The 19,627-nt window shown below is 71.9% G+C and carries 17 protein-coding genes and 1 pseudogene; 11 read left to right on the top strand and 7 right to left on the bottom strand.

Annotation, left to right across the window (positions count from 1 at the left end; translation table 11 throughout):
• Window positions 1–122 precede the first annotated feature (122 nt).
• The 3 genes from OTB20_RS38935 to OTB20_RS38945 form a co-directional block, all read right to left on the bottom strand.
• Entirely contained in the window at window positions 123–644 is a 522-nt protein-coding gene (locus OTB20_RS38935) for an O-acetyl-ADP-ribose deacetylase (protein WP_267824650.1), read from the bottom strand.
• 1,086 nt (window positions 645–1,730) lie between these two features.
• Window positions 1,731–3,152, bottom strand: coding sequence for a phytoene desaturase family protein (locus OTB20_RS38940; protein ID WP_267824651.1), 1,422 nt, complete (start codon window positions 3,150–3,152; stop codon window positions 1,731–1,733).
• A gap of 129 nt (window positions 3,153–3,281) precedes the next feature.
• The gene (locus OTB20_RS38945; protein ID WP_267756786.1) at window positions 3,282–4,106 is read right to left on the bottom strand and encodes an inositol monophosphatase family protein; all 825 of its coding nucleotides are present in this window, start codon (window positions 4,104–4,106) and stop codon (window positions 3,282–3,284) included.
• 432 nt (window positions 4,107–4,538) lie between these two features.
• On the opposite strand from OTB20_RS38945, the gene OTB20_RS38950 reads away from it, so the two are divergent.
• Both OTB20_RS38950 and OTB20_RS38955 read left to right on the top strand, forming a co-directional pair.
• Window positions 4,539–4,760, top strand: a complete 222-nt coding sequence (locus OTB20_RS38950) for an alpha/beta hydrolase-fold protein (protein WP_267824652.1) — start codon at window positions 4,539–4,541, stop codon at window positions 4,758–4,760.
• A gap of 95 nt (window positions 4,761–4,855) precedes the next feature.
• A pseudogene (locus OTB20_RS38955) lies at window positions 4,856–5,503 on the top strand (alpha/beta hydrolase); the annotation flags it as partial.
• Between the two features lie 134 nt (window positions 5,504–5,637).
• Here OTB20_RS38955 and OTB20_RS38960 read toward each other — a convergent pair.
• Both OTB20_RS38960 and OTB20_RS38965 read right to left on the bottom strand, forming a co-directional pair.
• Window positions 5,638–5,883, bottom strand: a complete 246-nt coding sequence (locus OTB20_RS38960; RefSeq protein ID WP_267824653.1) for a hypothetical protein — start codon at window positions 5,881–5,883, stop codon at window positions 5,638–5,640.
• 144 nt (window positions 5,884–6,027) lie between these two features.
• Window positions 6,028–8,481 carry a tetratricopeptide repeat protein gene (locus OTB20_RS38965; RefSeq protein ID WP_267824667.1) on the bottom strand — a complete coding sequence of 818 codons (2,454 nt, stop codon included), beginning with the start codon at window positions 8,479–8,481 and terminating at the stop codon, window positions 6,028–6,030.
• Window positions 8,482–8,677: 196 nt separating this feature from the next.
• Here OTB20_RS38965 and OTB20_RS38970 point away from each other — a divergent pair, with 196 nt between their 5' ends.
• The 3 genes from OTB20_RS38970 (at window position 8,678) to OTB20_RS38980 (ending at window position 10,180) form a co-directional block, all read left to right on the top strand.
• Window positions 8,678–9,133 carry a carboxymuconolactone decarboxylase family protein gene (locus OTB20_RS38970; protein ID WP_267824654.1) on the top strand — a complete coding sequence of 152 codons (456 nt, stop codon included), beginning with the start codon at window positions 8,678–8,680 and terminating at the stop codon, window positions 9,131–9,133.
• 202 nt (window positions 9,134–9,335) lie between these two features.
• Window positions 9,336–9,731 (top strand): iron chaperone, encoded by a 396-nt coding sequence (locus OTB20_RS38975; protein WP_267824668.1) that lies wholly within the window; start codon window positions 9,336–9,338, stop codon window positions 9,729–9,731.
• Between the two features lie 290 nt (window positions 9,732–10,021).
• A complete protein-coding gene (locus OTB20_RS38980) occupies window positions 10,022–10,180 on the top strand; it encodes a LuxR C-terminal-related transcriptional regulator (protein ID WP_267824669.1) in 159 nt (52 codons plus the stop codon).
• 227 nt (window positions 10,181–10,407) lie between these two features.
• On the opposite strand, the gene OTB20_RS38985 is transcribed toward OTB20_RS38980, so the two are convergent.
• Entirely contained in the window at window positions 10,408–10,887 is a 480-nt protein-coding gene (locus tag OTB20_RS38985; protein WP_267824655.1) for a hypothetical protein, read from the bottom strand.
• Window positions 10,888–11,291: 404 nt separating this feature from the next.
• Between OTB20_RS38985 and OTB20_RS38990 the strand changes: the two genes are divergently transcribed.
• Window positions 11,292–12,137: a polysaccharide deacetylase family protein gene (locus tag OTB20_RS38990; RefSeq protein ID WP_267824656.1), complete on the top strand. Its 846-nt coding sequence runs from the start codon at window positions 11,292–11,294 to the stop codon at window positions 12,135–12,137.
• Between the two features lie 45 nt (window positions 12,138–12,182).
• Here OTB20_RS38990 and OTB20_RS38995 read toward each other — a convergent pair whose 3' ends face one another.
• On the bottom strand, window positions 12,183–12,581 hold the full coding sequence (locus OTB20_RS38995) for a hypothetical protein (RefSeq protein WP_267824657.1): 399 nt from the start codon (window positions 12,579–12,581) through the stop codon (window positions 12,183–12,185).
• 274 nt (window positions 12,582–12,855) lie between these two features.
• On the opposite strand from OTB20_RS38995, the gene OTB20_RS39000 reads away from it, so the two are divergent.
• From OTB20_RS39000 to OTB20_RS39020, 5 genes are all read left to right on the top strand, one after another.
• The gene (locus tag OTB20_RS39000) at window positions 12,856–15,528 is read left to right on the top strand and encodes a glycoside hydrolase family 2 protein (RefSeq protein WP_267824670.1); all 2,673 of its coding nucleotides are present in this window, start codon (window positions 12,856–12,858) and stop codon (window positions 15,526–15,528) included.
• A 268-nt stretch (window positions 15,529–15,796) separates the two neighbouring features.
• Window positions 15,797–16,408, top strand: coding sequence for a hypothetical protein (locus OTB20_RS39005; protein ID WP_267824658.1), 612 nt, complete (start codon window positions 15,797–15,799; stop codon window positions 16,406–16,408).
• A gap of 106 nt (window positions 16,409–16,514) precedes the next feature.
• Complete coding sequence (locus OTB20_RS39010) at window positions 16,515–17,183, top strand: toxin-antitoxin system, toxin component (protein WP_267824659.1); 669 nt, start codon at window positions 16,515–16,517, stop codon at window positions 17,181–17,183.
• 2 nt (window positions 17,184–17,185) lie between these two features.
• Window positions 17,186–18,391, top strand: coding sequence for an MAB_1171c family putative transporter (locus OTB20_RS39015; RefSeq protein ID WP_324290471.1), 1,206 nt, complete (start codon window positions 17,186–17,188; stop codon window positions 18,389–18,391).
• Window positions 18,392–18,431: 40 nt separating this feature from the next.
• The gene (locus tag OTB20_RS39020) at window positions 18,432–19,613 is read left to right on the top strand and encodes an MAB_1171c family putative transporter (protein ID WP_267824661.1); all 1,182 of its coding nucleotides are present in this window, start codon (window positions 18,432–18,434) and stop codon (window positions 19,611–19,613) included.
• The last annotated feature ends 14 nt before the right edge of the window (window positions 19,614–19,627 follow it).

Consider the following 19,627-nt stretch of genomic DNA (forward strand, 5'->3'; position numbering starts at 1 on the left):
GCGCTCGAGGACTGGATCAAGGTCTGGAACGACGAGGCCAGGCCCTTCAAGTGGACCAAGACCGCTGACCAGATCCTCGACCGGATCTGCCGCTACTGCGACAGGATCTCAAAACCAGATCACTAGGCCGCCAGGTCCTCCACCGCGGCCGCGAAGGCTTCGTAGGCCCGCTCGTCGAAGAGCACGAACCGCACCTCCCGCACCTCGGTCCGGGCCGACCGTACGGTCTCCACCGCGATCCGGGCCCCGTCGTCCATGGGCCATCCGTAGATCCCGGTGGAGATCGCCGGGAAGGCGACGCTACGGGCTCCCAGCTCGTCGGCGACCCGCAGCGACTCCCGGTAGCAGGAGGCCAGCAGCTGCGACCGGTCCTCGTCCCGCGACCAGACCGGGCCGACCGTGTGGATCACGTGTCCGGCCGGGAGCCGGCCGGCCGTGGTGGCGACGGCCCGGCCCGTCGCGAGGCCCTTGCCGTAGCGGGAGCGGCGCAGATCCTCGCAGGCGGCCAGGATCTCCGGGCCGCCGCGCCGGTGGATGGCTCCGTCGACCCCGCCGCCGCCGAGCAGCGAGGAGTTCGCGGCGTTGACCACGGCGTCGGTCTCCTCGGCGGTGATGTCGCCCTGGACGAGGGTGATGCGCGGCATCGGGGTTCCTTCCTTCGCGGGTGTCGCACGGTATCGGGAAGCCCGGTCCGCCCGCGCCCGGGTTTCTCCGCCGCCTCCGGCGGACGGGAAGCGGGTGGTCGCCGCTGGCCGGCGGAGCGGCGGCGTACGCGGCCACAGGACCGGGACGGGGACCGGGGCCGGGACGGGGACCGGGGCCGGGCGTCGTGCCGGAGACCGCCGCCGACTGAGCCCTACCGTGCAGATCATGACATAAGGCCCCAAAAGTGAAGGTACCCGGCAGGACGGCCTCGGCCGTGGGTCTGCGATCCCGGATGACCGCCGGCTTCGGCGACGGAAGCGGGCCTCGCCTGGTGGATCGCAGCCGCGCTGCCGCACTCCGATGCGGCCTCGCTCGCCCCCGTCGGCGCCATCCTCGCGACGCGGACCACGCCCTTCGCCACCGCGCGCAAGAGCCTGCGGCGGGCGGCCGGCATTCTGTTCGGCTTCCTGCTCGGCGTTGCCGGTTCAGGCGGGCCAGTTCCTCACCGGCGCGGTGGGTGAATCCGGGGGTGGGCAGTGCGAGGCCAGATGGCCGGGCTGCCGGCCGAGATCGCCCGGAGCCTGGCCGCGGACGACTGGACCGCGCGCACCGGGGACTGGGTCCGGCGGCGCCCGTGTCCTGTCCAAGGAGCTCGACACGGTGCGCCAGGCCGTACGCGAGGCCGAGGACGCGATCCGCTGGCGCCCGCGCGGCCGGCTCGCGCGGCCCCGCCTCGACCGGCTCGCCGAATCCACCCAGTGCCTCGACCACGTCGGCCACCAGGTCCGGGGGATCACGCGCGGCCTCTCCAACCCGACCTTCCGCGAACGCCGCCCGCCCGCCCTGCACTGGGCGCAGCAGGACGAACACCTGCTGCCCGGGCTGGACGGGGTACTGGCCGCTCTCGCGGCGATGCTGGGTGACCTGGCCGACGTACACGTACGGGAGGACGCCCCGTCGCCCGAGGTGCGCGCCCGCTTGGCGGGGCTGCTCGGCGAGGCCGAGACCGGCTTCCTGCGGACGGCGCTGTTTCCCGCGATCGGCCCACAAGGCCGCTTCCGGATAGCCCCGGGCGGGGCGCTGCCTCAGGCGCCCTTCTCGCGCAGGTGGCGCCAGACGGCCTTGGCCGCGTTGTGGCCCGACATGCCGTGCACGCCGGGGCCGGGCGGGGTGGCCGAGGAGCACAGGAACACGGCCGGGTGGGCCGTGTTGTACGGGGCCAGGGTGAGCTTGGGGCGCAGCAGGAGCTGGAGCCCGGAGGCGGCTCCGCAGGCGATGTCGCCGCCGACGTAGTTCGGGTTGCGGGCGGCGAGCTGCGGCGGGCCTGCCGTGGCGCGGGCGAGCACCAGGTCGCGGAACCCGGGTGCGAAGCGCTCCAGTTGGCGTTCGACGGCGTCGGTGAGGTCGCCGTCCCAGCCCGCCGGGACGTGCCCGTAGGCCCAGAAGGTGTGCTTTCCCTCGGGCGCCCGGCCGGGGTCGACCAGGCTGGGCTGCGCGGTGATGAGGAAGGGGGTGCGCGGGACCCGGCCACTGGAGGCCAGCTGCAGGGCCGCGTCGATGTCGCGGGTGTGCGGACCGATCTGTACGGTGCCGGCCCGGCGCGGCTCCTCGGCGGTCCAGGGGACTGGGCCGTCCAGGGCGTAGTCCAGTTTGAACACGGAGGCGCCGTAGCGGTAGCCGTCGTAGACCCGGCCCAGGCCCGCGATGCGGGCCAGCGCGGTCGGGGAGGTGTCGAAGACGTACGCGCGGGCCGGCGGCAGGTCGTCGAGGCGTTTGACCTCGAAGCCGGTGTGGACGGTCCCGCCGAGGTCGCGCAGGTACCCGGCGAGGGCGTCGGAGATGGACTGCGAGCCGCCGCGCGGCATGGGCCAGCCGTTCGCGTGCGCGGCGAGGGCGAAGACCAGGCCGACGGCGCTGGTCCCGATCCCGCCGAGCGGGGCGATGACGTGCGCGACGAGCCCGGCGAACAGGGCGCGGGCGCGGTCCTCGCGGAAGCGGCTCAGGAGCCGGGTGGAGGGCGGCAGTCCGGCCAGTCCGAAGCGTGCGAGGGTGATCGGGTCACGGGGCAGTGCGGTGTTCGGCAGTGACATGAAGTCCCTGGCCAGGGTGTCCCATCTGCCGAGGAACGGCTCCACCAGCCTGCGGTAGGTGCCGGCGTCGCGGGGCCCGAAGGACGCGGCCGTCTCCGCGACGGAGCGGGAGAGCACGGCCGCCGTGCCGTCGTCGAAGGGGTGCGCCATGGGCAGCGGGGCGTGCAGCCACTCCAGCCCGTACCGCTTCAGCGGCATGGTGGAGAAGACCGGGGAGCCGGCGCCGAGCGGGTGCACCGCCGAGCAGGGGTCGTGCCGGAAGCCGGGAAGGGTGAGCTCCTCGGTCCGGGCCCCGCCGCCGACGGTGTCCGCGGCTTCGAAGACGGCCACCGAGAAGCCTCGGCGGGCCAGTTCCACGGCGGCCGTCAGCCCGTTGGGCCCGGCCCCCACCACGACCGCATCGAGGATCGACGGCACTTGCGACTCCTTCGTCCGGCGGCGCCACGGCCCCCAGGGTATTGCGCCTGTCCATAGGGGGCTGCGCGATCCGCGCCAACTCCGTTCGCCCTGGGCTCAGCAGGGTGATCAGCCGGGTGGCCAGCGGGGTCACTCGCCCCGCAGCAGCTCCCGGATCCGTATGGCCGTGGCCTCGTCCCGGCCGACCGCGAACGGCAGGGCGTTGTCCCGGTCCACCCGGAAGGGGACCCGGTCGACGGTGCTCTGCGAGCCGCCCGCCTCTGCGATGAGCAGCAGTCCGGCCGCGTGGTCCCAGGCCGAGGGCCAGTTGAAGGCCAGGCCGTCCATCTCGCCCCGGGCCACCTTCAGGTACTCCAGACCGGCCGAACCGCAGGCGCGGGAGGACACTCCGGGTACATCGAGCCGGGCCAGGACGCGCCGCTCCTCCTCGGTGGTGTACAGCGGGTGGGCGGTGGCGACCCGCAGCTCGGCGCCGGGCTCCGGCGAGCCGCTCAGGATCCGCTCGCCGTTGACGTACGCACCCCGGCCGCGCACGGCGGTGGCCATCTCCTCCAGCGCCGGGGCGAAGGTCCAGGAGGCGAGGATCTCCCCGCGGTGCGCGAGCGCGACCAGGGTGCAGAACTCCGGGTCCCCGTGCACGAACTGCCGGGTCCCGTCGACGGGGTCCACGATCCACACCGGGGCGTCGGCGCGCAGCGCCCGGTACACCTCGGGGTCGGCGTGCACCGCTTCCTCGCCCACCACGGCCGAGCCGGGCAGCAGCCGGGTCAGGGCGGCCGTGAGGTACTCCTCGGCCTTGCGGTCGGCGTCGGTCACCAGGTCGTGCGGGCCGCTCTTCTGGTCCACCTCGTGGTCGGCGAGCTGGCGGAATCTCGGCATGATCTCGACCGCCGCCGCCTTGCGGACGGCTTCGTCGACGTCGGACAGGTCCCGGGCGAGGAATTCATCGATCATGCCTCCAGCAAAGCACGCCCGGCTGACAAACCCCACTGCCGGACCCGGCGGACGGCCGGACCCCGGGTGGACCGCGGGTGAACGCACCGCCGAGCCTCGAACGGGCGGGGAGCGGTCACGGGGGCTACGGGGAGCTACGGGGAGCTACGGGGAGCTACGGACCGGAACCCGGCCCGCCTTCTGGTGGGCTCCGGCCGCCCGTGCTACACCGGCCGGGCCCCGCCCCGCCCTCTCCCCCCACCATCCGGGAGCCCCCCGTGCGCCGCCCCTCCGGACCCGCCCGCCCTGCCCGTCTCCCCCGCCTCTTCCGCCTCTCCCGTCCCTTCCTGCCCCCGCGCCGCGCCGCGGCCCTGCTGGCGACCGCTGCCACCGCCCAATGCCGCCGGGCTGACCCTGCGGACCTGGTCGGTGGCCTCGGGGCAGGGCGAGCGCATGGGCGACGCCTCCGTGACCACCTCCGCGGTCTTCGCCGCGCACGGCGGCACCCCGTCGCTCGATCCGCTCCAGGTGCCGGTGCGGGTACGGATCCTGCTGCCCGAGGACTACCAGCGGAACCCGGAGCACCCCTACCCCGTGCTGTACCTGCTGCACGGCGGCACGGCGACGTGGAGCGGTGGTCGAAGACCGACGAGGGCAATGTCACGGCGAACCTGAAGGACTCGGCCTTCAAGGGGATCGTCGTGATGCCGGAGGGCGGCAAGGCCGGCTGGTAAAGCGACTGGCCCGGCCACACCGACGGGTTCTTCGCCCCGCGGTGGGAGACCTTCCACATCCAGCAGCTGGTCCCGTGGACCGACGCCAACTTCAACACCGTGCGAGCGGCCTCCGGCCGGGCGGTCGCGGGCGTCTCGATGGGCGGCTACGGAGCCCTGCGCTACGCGGGCCGCCACCCGGAGCTGTTCTCCGCCGTCGGGGCCTTCTCGCCCGGTACGGACATCTACGACCCGGGCGCGCAGGCCATCATCACCGGCTCCACCTGGCAGGTGGGGGCGTCGATCCTGTGGACGGGCCTGTTCGACGGGAAGTTCCGGGTGACCGGCGACACCGCGTACCGGATGGCCACGGTCTTCGGGCCGCCGGCCACCTGGCCCGGGCAGAACCCGGTCAACCTGGCGCTCGACGGCAAGTACGCCTCGTACGGCGGGAAGCCGGCCCTGTACGCCGGCGGCACGGGCGGTACCGGCGAGCAGGAGATCGGCGCCATGACCGCGGCCCTGCACCAGGACCTGAAGGACCACGCGGTCACCCACCGCTACTGCCGGGGCTCCGGCGACCACGCGTGGCCCTACTGGGGCCCGGAGCTCAAGGACTTCGTGGCCTACGCCTACGGCACCGCGCCGGGAACCGCGCCCGCCCCGGCCCCCTGCCCCAACGGCTGGGGGCTGGAGAACCCGTAGTCCCCACGGCGGCCAGGTCGTCTCTTTCGGATCGTGCCGGGGCGCCCTCGTACCGGACGTACCCGGGTGCCCCGGCAACGCGGCCAGGCGCGGTGCCGGGCGCCGCGGGCCCGGCACGATCCCGAAGGGACGGCCTAGTTGGTGGCGAGGTCGCCGACCACCGCGCGCTGCGGGGACAGGTGCTCGGGCGCGCCATCCTGGCCGTAGAGGTACTGCGCGCCCTGCTCGTTCTGGAAGTACTGCGGGCCCTGCTCGCCGAACGTGCCGTCCTGGCCCTGCGGCGCGACGCTGATGTGGTTGTCCGCGAAGGCCGGGCCCGCGCCCAGCGCGGTCAGCGCGAGGGCTGCGGTGGCTGCTACGGCGGCGGCTCTGATGTTCATGGTGGTCCCCCCGGGTCCGGCCGGCCCCTGGTCGGGCCGGCTCGGCAACAGGCTGCCAGGCCCGGCCGGAGTCCTGCAACAGCATCCGGACGATCCGCTGAGCGGGGCCCGGCCGAGCAGGACCCCGCGTCGGCGTGCTCCCGCTCAGCGGGCCCCGGCGCCGAGCTCTCCCAGCAACGACAGCCCCGCGGCACGGTGCTGGGCGGCCGCGGCCGGGTCCGTGTCGTCGAGCAGGGCCGCGATCCCCTCGTGGGCCCGCGCCTCCTCGTGCCGGTATCCGAGCGCGGGGGCCAGCTCCAGCGCCTGCCGGTGCAGTCGCAGCGCCTCCTCGGGCAGGCCCGCGAGCCGGCAGGTCTCGGCGTAGCCGTCCAGGAAGCGGACCTTCCAGTGCTCCTCGAACTGCTCGTCCAGCAGCGCGAGCGCCTCCCGGTGGCTGGCCAGGGCATCTTCGTAGCGGCCCATCCGGCGCAGACCGACGCCCAGGCAGTTGAGCGACCACGCCTCGTTGTTCACATGGCCGTCCGCACGGGCCAGGGCCAGGGCCCGGTGCAGGTGTTCCGAGGCCTCCTCGGGCGCCTCCTCGGCGATGGCCACGCCGAGGGTGAGGTGGGCCGTCAGGGTGGGCGGCCACGCGGGGTCCGGATGGGGCACGTCCAGTACCTCCCGGGCCCGGCGCGCCGCCTCTTCGGGGTCTCCCAGCTGCAGCAGCGCCCAGGCCTCCGCGGCGGCCGCGTGGGCCGCGCCCGCCGGGAGTCCGCCCTCCCGGTACAGCTTCCCGGCCAGCCGGAAGAGTGCCAGCGGCTCCTCGGCGCTCCCCCGGTCCCAGCTCAGATAGCCGCGGCGCAGGGCCAGTTCGGCCTCCGTGCGGGTGTCCCCCGTCCGTGAGACGCGCAGTCCGGCCGCCTCGTACGCGGCTGCGGCCTCGGCCATCCGGCCCGCGTTGTAGCGGGCGAAGCCCAGGTCGCTGTAGGCCTCGGCCAGCCGCAGCGGATCCCCCAGGCGTTCGGCGGCGGCCAGCGAGCGCTCGAAGAGGTGGTTGAGGTGCGTCGTTCCGCAGCGCCGCGCGAAGTACGCCCGCAGGAAGCGCGGCAGCTCGCACACGTGCGTGTCCGCCCCGACGGCGACCGCCGTCTCGAAGGCGGCGATCATCGTCTCGTACTCCGAGGCGAGCCAGGCGAGGGCCGCGTTCTTGTCCCCGAACCGCGGCAGTTGGGCCGGAGGCCGGCCGGCGGCGGGCAGCCGTCCCGGCGAGAGGACCGGCATCGCGGCGTCGGCCGCGGCCGCCGCGTGCACGCAGTAGTCGAGGAAGCGGCCCAGCGCGCGCTCCCGCTCGGCCTGGGAGTCCTGCCGCGCGCAGGCGCCGCGCGCGTGCTGGTGCACCAGGTCGTGCAGCCGGTAGCGGCCGGCCGTCGGCTGCTGGACCAGGTGCGCGTCGACCAGGTCCTCCAGCATCTCCCGGGCGCCGTGCAGCGGCACGTCCGCCAGGGCCGCCGCCATGAACGCGTCGAAAGAGCCGCCGGGAAGCGTACCCAGCAGCCGGAACAACCGCGCCTGGTTCCGGTCCAGTTGCCGTACGGACATGGCGAAGGCGGTGTCGAACTCGCCGGCGCCCTCCGCCAGCCGCTCCACGAGGATGCCCACCGTCCAGCCCGGCCGGTGCCGCAGCCGGGCCGCGGCCAGCCGCAGGGCCAGCGGCAGGTGGCCGCAGAGCCGCACCACCTCGGCGGCGGACTCCGGTTCACGGGCCAGCCGGCCTTCGGGGCCGCCCGCGTCACCGCTGGCCCGGGCCAGCAGCTCCGCGCTCTCCCGCGGGCTCAGCACGTCCAGCGACACCGGGGGCAATTCGTCGAGGCCCAGCAGCCGGTTGCGGCTCGTGATCAGGAGGACGGATTCGCCGGCGCCGGGCAGCAGCGGGCGGACCTGCTCCGCGTCGGCCGCGTTGTCGACGACCACGATGGCCCGCCTGCCCGCCAGTTCGGCGCGCCAGCAGGCCGCCAGCTCCTCGAGGCCCTCCTGCGGGACCCTCTCGGAGGGGACGTCGAGCGCCCCGAGCAGCATCCGCAGTGCGGAGTCGGGATCGAGGGGGTCGCGGCCCTCGGTGAATCCGTGCAGGTCCACATAGAGCTGGGCGTCGGGGTGGTCGGCGGCCAGCCGGTGCGCGGCGTGCACCGCCAGGCAGGTCTTGCCCACGCCCGCCATGCCGTCGATGACGACACCCCGGTGGCTTTCCACCGCGGCCAGCACGGCGGCGAGTTGGGCCTCGCGCCCGGTGAAGTCCGGTGCGTCGCGCGGCAGATCGTTACGAGGCCTCGGCTGGACCTGGCGGCTGGCCTTCGGGGGCGCCGGCAGGGAGTTGGAGGACCGGCGTTCCCACAGGGGGCGCAGCGGGCGGGGGTCGCGTTTGACCAGTCGGCACAGGGTGACCACCACGGTCCAGGGCGGCACGGTCTGGCCGCTGAGGTAGCGCGAGAGCGAGGAGGAGCTGAGTCCGGCATCCCTCGCGAGGGCCCGTACACCCAGCCCGCTCAGTTCCTGGAGCAGTCGCAGCCGTGCGGCCAGCTCGTCCTGCGGGTCGGCCTGCGCCGTCCGCCGTTCCATCTCCACGGTTCCCCCCGTATCCCTGTCCCGCCGCGCCCGAATTATCCGGGGGCCGATATCCGCTGGTCAAGGTTGTTCCGCCTGTCCCAGGGTGTCCCACCGCCATCGCTACGGCGGGGCGCTCGGGCTGATATGGAGTCACACCCCGAGGGGCGCACCGAAAGCCCCGAACCGGAACCCAGAGGAGCACACCGAGATGCGATCCCGTATGCAGAACCCCGCCGTCGTACTGTCCGGCGCGATGCAGCCCATCCAGGAGATCATGCGGGCCGCGCAGTCCGGCGGGGTCGACGGGCAGACGCTGGAGCTGGTGCACCTGCGGGTGAGCCAGATCAACGGGTGCAGCGCCTGTGTGGACAGCGGCGCCAAGACGGCCCGCAAGTCCGGGGTGAGCGACGAACGGCTCGCCACCGTCGCCGTCTGGCGGGAGGCCCCGTACTTCACCGAAGAGGAGCGGGCGGCCCTCCTGCTGGCCGAGGCCGCGACACGGCTGGCCGACCGCCCCGACGCGGTGAGCGACGAGGTCTGGGACACGGCCGCCACCTATTTCGACGAGAAGCAACTGGCCGCTCTCGTCCTGATGATCGGTGTCACCAACCTGTTCAACCGGCTCAACGCCACGACCCGCCAGATCGCCGGGGCCTGGGGATGACGGGCGTGGCCCCCCGCTTCCTCGTATGAAAATTCGGCTCACCACCTCGACTCCCAGGGAGAACACCGCCATGACGAACACCAGCAAGCCCGCCGGGAACACCACCTCGACGACGACTTCGGCCCCGACTTCGGCCCCGACTTCGTCTCCGGCCGAGACCGCCGCCAAGCCCGAGCGGTTCACGGACGACGAACGAGCCGCGATGAAGGAACGCGCCAAGGAGCTGAAGGCGTCCACCCGCCGCGGCTCGCGCGCCGACAAGGCGGCGGAGGAGGAAGCCGACGTGGTCGCCAAGATCGCCGAGATGCAGGATTCCGACCGGGTCATGGCGGAGCGGATCCACACGGTCGTCAAAGCCGCCGCCCCCGACCTCGCGCCGAAGCTCTGGTACGGGATGCCCGCGTACGCCCGGGACGGCAAGGTGGTCTGCTTCTTCCAGAGCGCGGAGAAGTTCAAGGCGCGCTACGCGACGCTCGGCTTCAGCGACCAGGCACACCTCGACGAGGGCTCCATGTGGGCGACTTCCTACGCCCTGTCGAAGCTGACGGCCGCGGACGAGGCGCGGATCGCCACGCTCGTGAAGAACGCGGCGAACTGATCCGGAGCCGGAGCCGGAGCCTGCGGTTGTGCGGGGCGGCGGACCGCGGCGACCGGCTCCCCGTTCAGCGGCGGCGGCCGTGCGCACGCAGGTACCGCGGCAGTCTCCGCAGGTCAGAATGGCGAAGGCGTACGGCTCCCGGATCACGTCCCCGGGGCGGACGGGTCCCGGGCCCCGGTTCGGGGGGCCGCAGGACCGTGGCGGCGGCCCGGAACTCGCGCGAAAGGGAGCGGACAGGCCGAGCGGGAGCGCCGACGGCTACCCCCTGAAAACCGCCACTCGCCGACGGACTGGGCAACCGGGAGATCGGCGAACGCCTGGGGCTGGCCGAAGGCACGGTGAAGGCCCGCCTCTCGCGCGCCCTCCACAAGTTCGGCTTCGCCAACCGCACCCAGCTCGCCCTCCTCGCCAACGACCAGCGCGAACTCCTCACTGTCCTCCTGCGCTGACGCCCCGGGGAGAGTTCCAGGTCTCGCTGGTCCACTGGGGCACATGGGAAGCTGCTGCCGGCGGGCAGCTGACAAGGTCGGCGCTGTCACCGCAGGTCGGTCATGCGGAACCGCGGACCGCGACGAGCGCGCCGACAACTCGGGCACCGAACCCCCGCCCGGTCGTGACCGGGCACGGCAGTTGGCGGAATTCGTCCACTGCCGTGCCGAGTTCTGCCCGGGGACGGTCAGGTGCGGCTCACGGTGAATTCGACCGTGTCGACGGAGCCGGTCTCCGTGGTGCTGGCGATCTCCATCATGCCGACCATCTTGGTGACCCGGGACTGGCCCGGAGCGCAGACCAGGCTCGTGGTCCAGGCGTTGCCGGAGAAGGTCTCGAAGTTCAGCTGACCGTTGCCGAGGGCGTCCACCTTGACCATGGCCATGGAGATCGCGGCGCGGTAGTTGGTCCCGTTGGTGTACTCGGCGCGCAGGCGGCCCTCGGTGCTTTTGGGCGTGAGAACCAGGGGCAGGGCCTCTTTGCCCGCCGTGCCCTTGAAGGCCGCGTCCAGCTGGAGCCCGCCCGACTTGGTGAAGTAGTCGGGGAATTCACCGCCGCAGTGGTTCTTGATCTCGTCCGCGGTGGCGGTGACGGAGGCGCCCGTCATCAGGGTGAGGGTGGTGCACAGGACGACGGCGGACTTCTTCAGGCGCGGGGAACGGAGCACTGCTTCTCCTTGGCGGTCCGGGACCGGAGGTGTCCGGCCTTGACGGTGGAGGATCCCCGCTCCGTGATCATCCCAAGGGGGGTGCCGCTGTTCTTCACCCCCGGCCGGAGACGGTTCACCGGTCCAGACCTCCGGCCTGGCGGGCCGTGCGCGGACGTGCTGCCCTCGCCGCCGTCCCCGCGCCTCGCGGGGGGATCGTGCTGGTCCGTCAGCGTGTCCGCCCCGCTCGCGCCGTGAGGAGAGGCAGCGAACCAGAGTCATGGGTCGGCACATGCCCACCCGACAGGGCCGTGGGGCTGTTGAGCTGTTTGCGTGCAGCATGCAGACATCTGCCACGGCCGTCTGCGCGGTCTTCCGCGCGTCCCGCCGCGGGACGGGCGACAGCCGCAGTAGGTTCTCGGCCCATGTCCGCCTCTCTTCGCATCCGCGTCCTGCTCACCACGGTGATCGCGGGCACCGCCCTGCTCACGGGCCCCGGCGTCCCCGCCGAAGCCGCGCCCGGGGGTACGGCTGTCCTCCCTGCCGGGCCGCGGCCGGGGCCAGTGCCGGGGCCTGTGGAGCATCTGTACGGCTCCGAGGTCCGGGTGATTCCCGGGCAGGCGAAGGTGATGGCGCTGACGTTCAACGCGGCCTGGGACGTGGAGGGGCTGGACACCGTCCTGAAGGTGCTGCGGCAGCAGAAGGCTCCGGCCACCTTCTTCCTGACCGGGCACTTCGCGGAACGTCACCCCGAGGCCGTACGGGCGATCGCGGCGGCCGGGCACGGCATCGGCAACCACTCCCACACCCACGCACCCTTCGGTGAGCTGACCCGCGAGGAGCGGGCCGAGGAGGTCTCCCTCGCGCAGACCGCCATCCGGCGCGCCGGGCCCCTGCCCCTGCCGTTCTTCCGCTTCCCCTACGGGGACACGACGCCGGAGCAGATCGCCGAGGTCAACGCGCTGGGGTACGCCGACATCGAGTGGACGACCGACACCAACGGCTACCAGGGCACCGCGGGCGGCATGAGCACCCAGAAGGCCGTCAAGCGGGCGCTGGACGCACTCGTACCCGGTGAGATCGTCCAGATGCACGTCGGTTCGCTCGACGGGCAGGGCTCCGTCCTCGACGCAGAGGCACTGCCGCAGATCATCGACGTCGTACGCTCACGCGGCTATCGCATCGTCGACCTGCGCACTCTCCAGAACAGCAGCGGCGATGGACCGGCGGGCCCGCGCCGACCCGCGAGCGGGTCACGGCCCTCGGTCTGACACGAGGCCCGGGCCGCGACAGCGCTACCGGGCCGCGATGAGGTGTCAGCCGAAGCGCACGGTCTTGAACGGGATCGGGTGGGTCTCTCCGGGGAGCAGGAGGACGCCGTCGTCCTCGCAATCGATGCTCAGGTAGACCGTGGCGACCGTACGGGTCCTGTTCTTCCCCGTGTCGGCGCGCCCGGAGCCGCCCACGCTGCCGGTCACGTCGATGCACTTCCCGTCGACCGGGTTGTCCAGGGCTCCCTTTCTGGTGTGGCCGTCGGCCGTGTACCGGAAGGTGAATCTGCCCTGGGCGGCGTCGGCGGGCTGGGAAAGAGCCGAGACGGCAAGGGCCACGAGGATGACGCCGGCACGGTGGGCGAAGCGCATGAGGTGGATCCCGCTTCCGTAGGGGTGACCCTCAGTGCAGCGCATGATCATCGCGGCGTCGGCGCGGGACACCGGTGCTCCGTCGAAGAGATGACGCGGCAGGGCCGTCCGGCCCCCTCCTCACGCAGGTGCGCAGCCGGCCCACAGCCTCCGGCGGGTCCGGCCGGCGCAGGGCACCCGCCGGGCTACGGTCCGGTATCTGACCATCGGTCACACGGACGTCCGGCCAGCCCTCTCGGAGACCACCGTGCCCCAGTACCCCCGTCACGTCCGCGTCCGGCGTCATGTGACCGTCCTGCTCCTACTCGGCCTGCTGCTCGCCCCGGCCGCCGCGCCCACCGCCGCGATGCCGCGGCCCGCGCCCGGCCCGGCCCCCGCGCCCACCGCGGTGCCCGCGGTCCGGGGCAGCTCGACCGCGCTGACCGGATACGCGATCCAGTCGGCGGCCCAGGTCCACGACACCGCGGCCGCGGTGTCCACCCCCGGCTATCCGACCCCCGGCTGGCACCGGGCCGGACCGCGTTCCACCGTGCTGGCCGCCCTGGTCGCCGACGGCACCCACCCGGACCCGTTCTTCTCCACCAACCAGCAGCGCATCGCCCGCGGGGAGTTCGCGGCCGCGTGGTGGTTCCGCGGCGACTTCACGCTCACCGACACCCGGGCGCGCTCCTCCCTGGACTTCAGCGGAGTGATCTCCGCCGCGGACGTGTACGTCAACGGCCGCCGGATCGCCTCGGCGGACGCCGTCGCCGGCGCCTACACCCGCCACGAACTCGACATCACCTCCCTGGTGCGCGCCGGGACGAACACGGTCGCCTTCCTGATCCGGCCCAACGACCCCCGCAAGCACCTCACCATCGGCTGGCTGGACTGGCTGCAGCCGCCGCCCGACGCCAACACGGGCATCGTCCGCGACGTCCTCGTCCGCCGCCGCGGCCCGGCATCCCTGCACGACACCCACGTCCTGACCCGACTGGCCGTCCCCTCACTCGACTCGGCCGAACTGACCGTGAAGGCCCGGGTCCGCAACGACTCCGAGGAGCCCACCACGGTCGGCGTCACCGCGGCCATCGGCGACGGCACCAACAGCGGCGACGACCGGACCGTGCTGCGCCAGGACGTCACCCTGCGGCCTCACGAAGTCAGAACGCTCACCTTCACCCCCGCAGCCCATCCCCAACTGCGCCTGCACCGGCCCCGGGTCTGGTGGCCCGCCGGCATGGGCCCCCAGAACCTGTACGGGATCACCCTGACGGCAACGGTGGCGGGCAGCCCCTCCGACGCGGTCCGCCACACCTTCGGCATCCGCGATGTGAAGGCCCCCCTCAACAGCGCCGGAGCCCGCCAGTACGTCGTCAACGGGCGCCCCCTGCTGATCCGGGGCGCCGGCTGGTCGGCCGACGAACTCCTGCGCTGGGACACGGCCGAGGTCGAGGACCGGCTGAGGCAGGTCGTCGACGCGGGCCTGAACACGGTCCGCCTCGAAGGCCACATCGAGCCTGACGAGTTCTTCGGCCTCACCGACCGGTACGGGATCCTCACGCTGCCCGGCTGGGAGTGCTGCAACAAATGGGAAGGCCAGGTCAACCCCACCGGAACCGGCGAGAAGTGGGGCGCCGCCGACCGGGCCACCGCCCGGGCCTCCATGGCCGCCGAGGCCGCACGGCTCAGGAACCACCCCAGCGTCCTGTCCTTCCTGATCGGCAGCGACTACCCGCCAGACGCGGCCACCGAGCGGGACTACCTCGAGGCCCTGCGCGCCGCGGACTGGCCCACCCCGGTGATCCCGGCCGCCTCCGCCGCCACCACGCCGCTGAGCGGCCCGTCGGGCATGCGGATGACCGGCCCCTACGACTGGGTCCCGCCCGCGTACTGGTACGACAAACGCGAGGGCGGCGCGACCGGCTTCAACTCCGAGACCAGCGCCGGACCTTCCATTCCCACCCTCGACACCCTGCGCCGCACCCTCTCGCCGGCCGAACTCGAAACCCTCTGGAAGAACCCGTCGGCTCCCCAGTACCACCGCTCCCCCTCCCCCCACTTCAGCACGCTGAAGCTGTACGACGACGCCCTCGCCCACAGGTACGGGAACCCGCGCAGCCTGGCGGACTACGTCGCCAAGGCGCAGCTGGCCCAGTACGAGAACGTCCGGGCCCAGTTCGAGGCGTACGCCCGCAACGCCACCGACGCCACGGCTCCCTCGACCGGGGTCGTCTACTGGATGTTCAACAGCGGCTGGACGTCACTGCACTGGCAGCTCGTCGACCGCTACCTCGACCTGGGCGGTGCCTACTACGGCGCGAAGAAGGCCAACGAGCCCCTCCACATCCAGTACTCCTACGACGACCGGACCGTGACCGTCATCAACCGCCGGCCCGCCGCCGCGTCCGGACTCACCGCACGGGTCACCCTGTTCGACACCCATGGCGGCACCCGCTACGACCGCACCGTGCGGGGCCTGCGGGTGGGCGCGGACGGTGCGAGGAACACCGCCCTGACCATCCCGGCAGGCGCCGGCGGCCCCGAGGCCACCCACCTCGCCCGGCTCGTCCTCACCGACGGCGCCGGCCAGGAAATCAGCCGCAACGTGTACTGGCTGTCAGCCCGCCCCGACGCACTCGACTACGAGGCCGGCGACTGGTACCACACCCCCACCACCGCCTACGCCGACCTCACCGGCCTCGCTTCCCTCCCCCAGGCCACCGTCACCGCCACAGCGCACACCACACGCCACGGAGCCACCGCCACCACCACGGTCACCCTCCGCAACACCAGCACCCACAACACCCCCGCCCTCATGACCGACGTACACCTCGTCGACGGCCACGACAGCCCCGTACTCCCCGTCCGCTGGAGCGACAACCAGATCAGCCTCTGGCCCGGCGAGCACACCGTCATCACCGCCACCTACCGAACCGCCGACCTCCACGGCGCGCCACCCCGCCTGCGGATCTCAGGCTGGAACACCCCCCGTACGGAGCTTCCGCGAAGGGGCCACCGAGCAGGAGCGCCCCGCTGACGCCGAACCCATGGGCCGCGTCGGCGACATGTACAAAGGCGAACTTCAACCCGGCTACGCGGCCCCGCCCCAGGCCACGAGCCGACTCCACCGGAGCGGACGCCCGGCGTCCGGCGGATCTGCGTCGCGCCTCCATTCCGGCGTGCCGGGGCCCTTTCGATGAAACGATCATTTCCTTGTGGATCCGACCGTTCCATGATCTAGTGGCGGCGGGGGTCGCGGGCTCGTCTGGACCACATGCTCCCCTTCCAGCCGACCGGGAGGGTCTATGAGCTACAGGTGTGAGCGGCTCGCCAGGACCGTGAAAGAAGTCGAGGAGCTCCGGTCGGAGTCGGGACTCGACAGAGCGTCCGTTTTCAACGTGCCGGACCTCACCTTCCACACCTCCATTCCAGAGGCCGCCATCCGGCGACTGCTCGACGGCGAGTTCGTCGAACCGCCGAGAAGCGCCGCGGCCGAGCTCGCCCGCCGCATCGTGTTCCTCAGGGAAACCCGGCTGACCGTGGACAAACACACGGGTGGCCGACGTCAGTACACGACCACCGAGATCGCTGCCGGCAGTGGGATGACCCCGCAGTGGCACGGCAAGTTGCTGAACCACAGCACGCCCAACATCTGGCACGGCGCCGGCCTCGCCAAGTTCTTCGACGTCCCCATGGAGTTCTTCACCCAGACGCCGTCGGAGGCCGTCAGACGGGCTCTGGACACCAAGGTCATCCCGGAACTCACGGCGTTCCTCAGGAACCCTTCCGAGGCCGTGAGGAACCGTCATGCCATGCAGGTCCAGCTCCGGCTCGGCGACAAGGAGCTGTCCCCGAATCTGGAGACGGCCTTGATGGCTTTCATGGACGCCATCACACAAGAAGACTCCGGACTCTGAGGGCGGGTCCGACCGCACGACCGACCTGACCTTGGGTCACAGGAACGAGCAGGGCGGGCCACGGCTTCCCGCCCGTCAGAGGGGAACGCACAGTGGGGGCATTCGGATGAACGAGGGGCAGACGGCCGGCTTCCGCAAGGGGGTACTCGCGACTCTCGGCAGGGTGCCGTCCCACCGGCGCATGCTCGCCGCACCAAGAGCCCACCTCGAGCGGCGAGCCGGCGTCCGGAAGATCGCGAAGTTCTGCGACGAGGTTCTCGCGGGTCTCGACAGGCCGATTCCCTCGGATCCGCAAAGCCTGTTCGCCGTGTTGAGGGCCGACGTGGAGCGGCGCTTGAACGAGGACCGCGCGGGTCTCCCGTTCCAGCCGGTCTTCCTGTACTTCCGCGAGTTTCCCGAGGACACGGCCAGTGGTCTCACGGCGAAGTTCGACGACCGGATCGTCATCGTCGTGGAGAGCCAGACGACCACGCTCCACCAATTCGTGATCTTCGCGCACGAGATGTGGCATGCCCTGATGGGAGAGTGCCTGTCTCACCGGGAGCACAGCGACGTCGCCGCGGCAGCCGCCAGGTCACTCGGCGGTGAACTGGTGGGCGACGACCTCGTCGCACTGGCCGCGAGGAGCCACGTCGACACCCAGGAGGAGAGCGAGGCCGAGGAGTTCGGACTGCAGATGGGAGCGCGGCTGCGGGACTGCCTGAAAGGCAGCGGCGCCCTGCCGACAACGGGTTTGGTGGGCCGGATACAGTCCAGCATGGGTAGAGGCTACTGAGCATGACCGGATCGGACTACTACATTCCCGCCGGTGTCCTGGCGATCGCTTTGCTGGTGAAGTCTCCTTCGTTCTGGCGTGGTTGGCACTCACCCATGTCCAAGTCGATTTTCGTGATCCTCGCGGCCTCCGCGGCGGGTTTCGTGTTCGGCGCTCCGCCGACGATCGAGCGGGTCAACCGGCTCACCGGCGTCCCGAACGTCTCGGCGCTCATCGTGTACTGCATCCTGTCGTGCCTGTCGTGCGGCTCGATCGTGCTCCTCATCCACTGGCGCGGGGGTCCCGAAGAGATCCTCCGGCGGCACACCAGGATCTGGATCGCGGCGACGGCCGCGCTGATCGTGACGTTCGGTGTTCTTTTCAGCCTCAGCAGCGTGCCCATCGAGCAGCAGCGCGACTTCGACACCTTCTACGCGAACACCCCGTTCGTGCGGGAGATGATCGTGCTCTATCTGACCGCGCACATCGCCACGAGTCTGGTGGTGGCGACGAAGTGCTGGCGGTGGGCGCGTGAGCTTCGAGACCTCCAGGCGGCCTGGACCCACTGGGGCCTGCTCATCCTCGTGGCCGCGTTCGGCATCGGCTTGACGTTCGCCCTGCTCAAATTCCTGGCCGTCGGTGCCCGATGGGCCGGTACGGACAGCTGGGACTCGCTCAGCACCGACGTCGCCCCTCCCCTCGCCGGACTGGGCGCCGGCCTGACCACGATCGGCTTCCTGGTGCCGGTCGTCGGACCGCGGCTGGGGTCGATGTGGGTGTCCTGGAGGGCCTACCGGGCGATGGAGCCCCTGTGGCGCGCGCTCGAACCGTTCGCGGGTCCCGGGAAACCGATGCGGATTCGCCCCACCTCGTCACCGGAGTTCCGGGCGATGGCCAGGTCCACCGAGATCTCCGATCGTCTGCTCAATCTGGCGCCCCACCTGGACAGCAGTCACCGCGAGACAGCCAAGCGCTACGCCGCCTCGCAAGGGTGCGAGGCGGAAGCCGCCCTCATCTTCGCCGAAGCGACCACGATCCACGCTGCCTTGGTCGCGGCGGAGGCCTCCGAGAAGAGGCTTCCGGGACAGCTGTCCGTCGCTGCCGAAATGAGCGACGAACTGCCCACCCGCGTGTCGGGAACGAACGGCCTCGCCCGGCTGAGCATCCAGTTCTCCAAGATCAACCGCGCCGGAATCCCCGTCGACGCCGCCCGCTCAGAGGGCATCTGATCATGCGTACTCCCCCTCACGCGGTACGTGAGAGCCTTCGGTGAACCCGGGAACGGCGTTCCTTTGCGCGGCCGCCGGCCTTCTCATCACAACCACCGTCAAACTCTGGGCGCTGCGAAGGAACCGGCGGGACCCCCTTCTCAGGGCCGTCACCGCAACCCTTTTCGTCGGCGCGCTGCTGTTCGTCACCGCCGCTCCCCCGAATCTCGCGTCCATCAACGCGATCATCGGCATACCGAACATCGCAGCCCCCATCGTCTACTCGATCATGACCGCGTTCGACGGGATCAGCATCGTGCTGCTGATCCACTGGCGGGGGAACGATGACGCGCGTGCCACCCTGCGGCAGACCCGGCTGTGCCTGGCTGCCTACGCCACGGTGATGGTGGCCATCTGCGTCCTGTTCGCGCTGGGCGACGCACCGGTCGAGCGGCTCCGTGACCTGGACACCTACTACGCCGGTACGCCCTGGATCCGAGAGATGATCCTTCTCTACCTGGTGGCGCACACCGTCGCGGCCGTCACCATGACGGTCTTCTGCCTGCGTTGGTCGAGGCAGGTCCCAGGCGCTCTGAAGGCCGGGCTGCTGCTGATCTCCACCGGCGCGATATGCATGCTCGGCTACGACCTCCTGAAGTACACGGCGATCGTTGCCCGCTGGCTCGGCCACGACTGGGACACGCTGAGCACCGACGTCGCCTTCTCCGTGGCCGGTGTCAGTGCCTTCCTCGTCTCCGCCGGCTTCCTGCTCCCGCCCATCGGACAAGGAGCCGGTTCCCGGTGGAGGGCCCTTCACCGCTTTCGCCGCCTGCAGCCTCTCTGGCTGGAGATCCGCCCCGAGATACCTTCCACGAGTCCCCCGCCGATGCCGTGGTGGCGACCCGTGGAGCGTCGGCTCATGCAGCGGGAGAGGGACATCTTCGACGCGGTACTGCGGCTGGCGCCCTGGTTCGATCAGGCAACGGGCGCGCAGGTCTACGCGCTCGCCCTGGCCGAGTGCTCCCCCAGCCGCCTGGCCCGCAGCGAAGCCGATGCCTCCGTCCTGGCCCGCGCGGTCATCCAGAAGGGTTGCGCCCGGCCCGTCGTCACACCCGGAAATCGATGGACCCTCAGCTCCACCGAGGACTCCGCAGACCTCGTCGCCCTGTCCGCCGCCATGCTGCGCTCTCCGCGGGTGGAAGTGACACGGCAGGCCATGGCACCGGCCGAGCTCGGTGCATGACCAGGACGAGCCGG

This window comes from Streptomyces sp. H27-H1 (assembly GCF_026627445.1).
Taxonomy (GTDB): domain Bacteria; phylum Actinomycetota; class Actinomycetes; order Streptomycetales; family Streptomycetaceae; genus Streptomyces.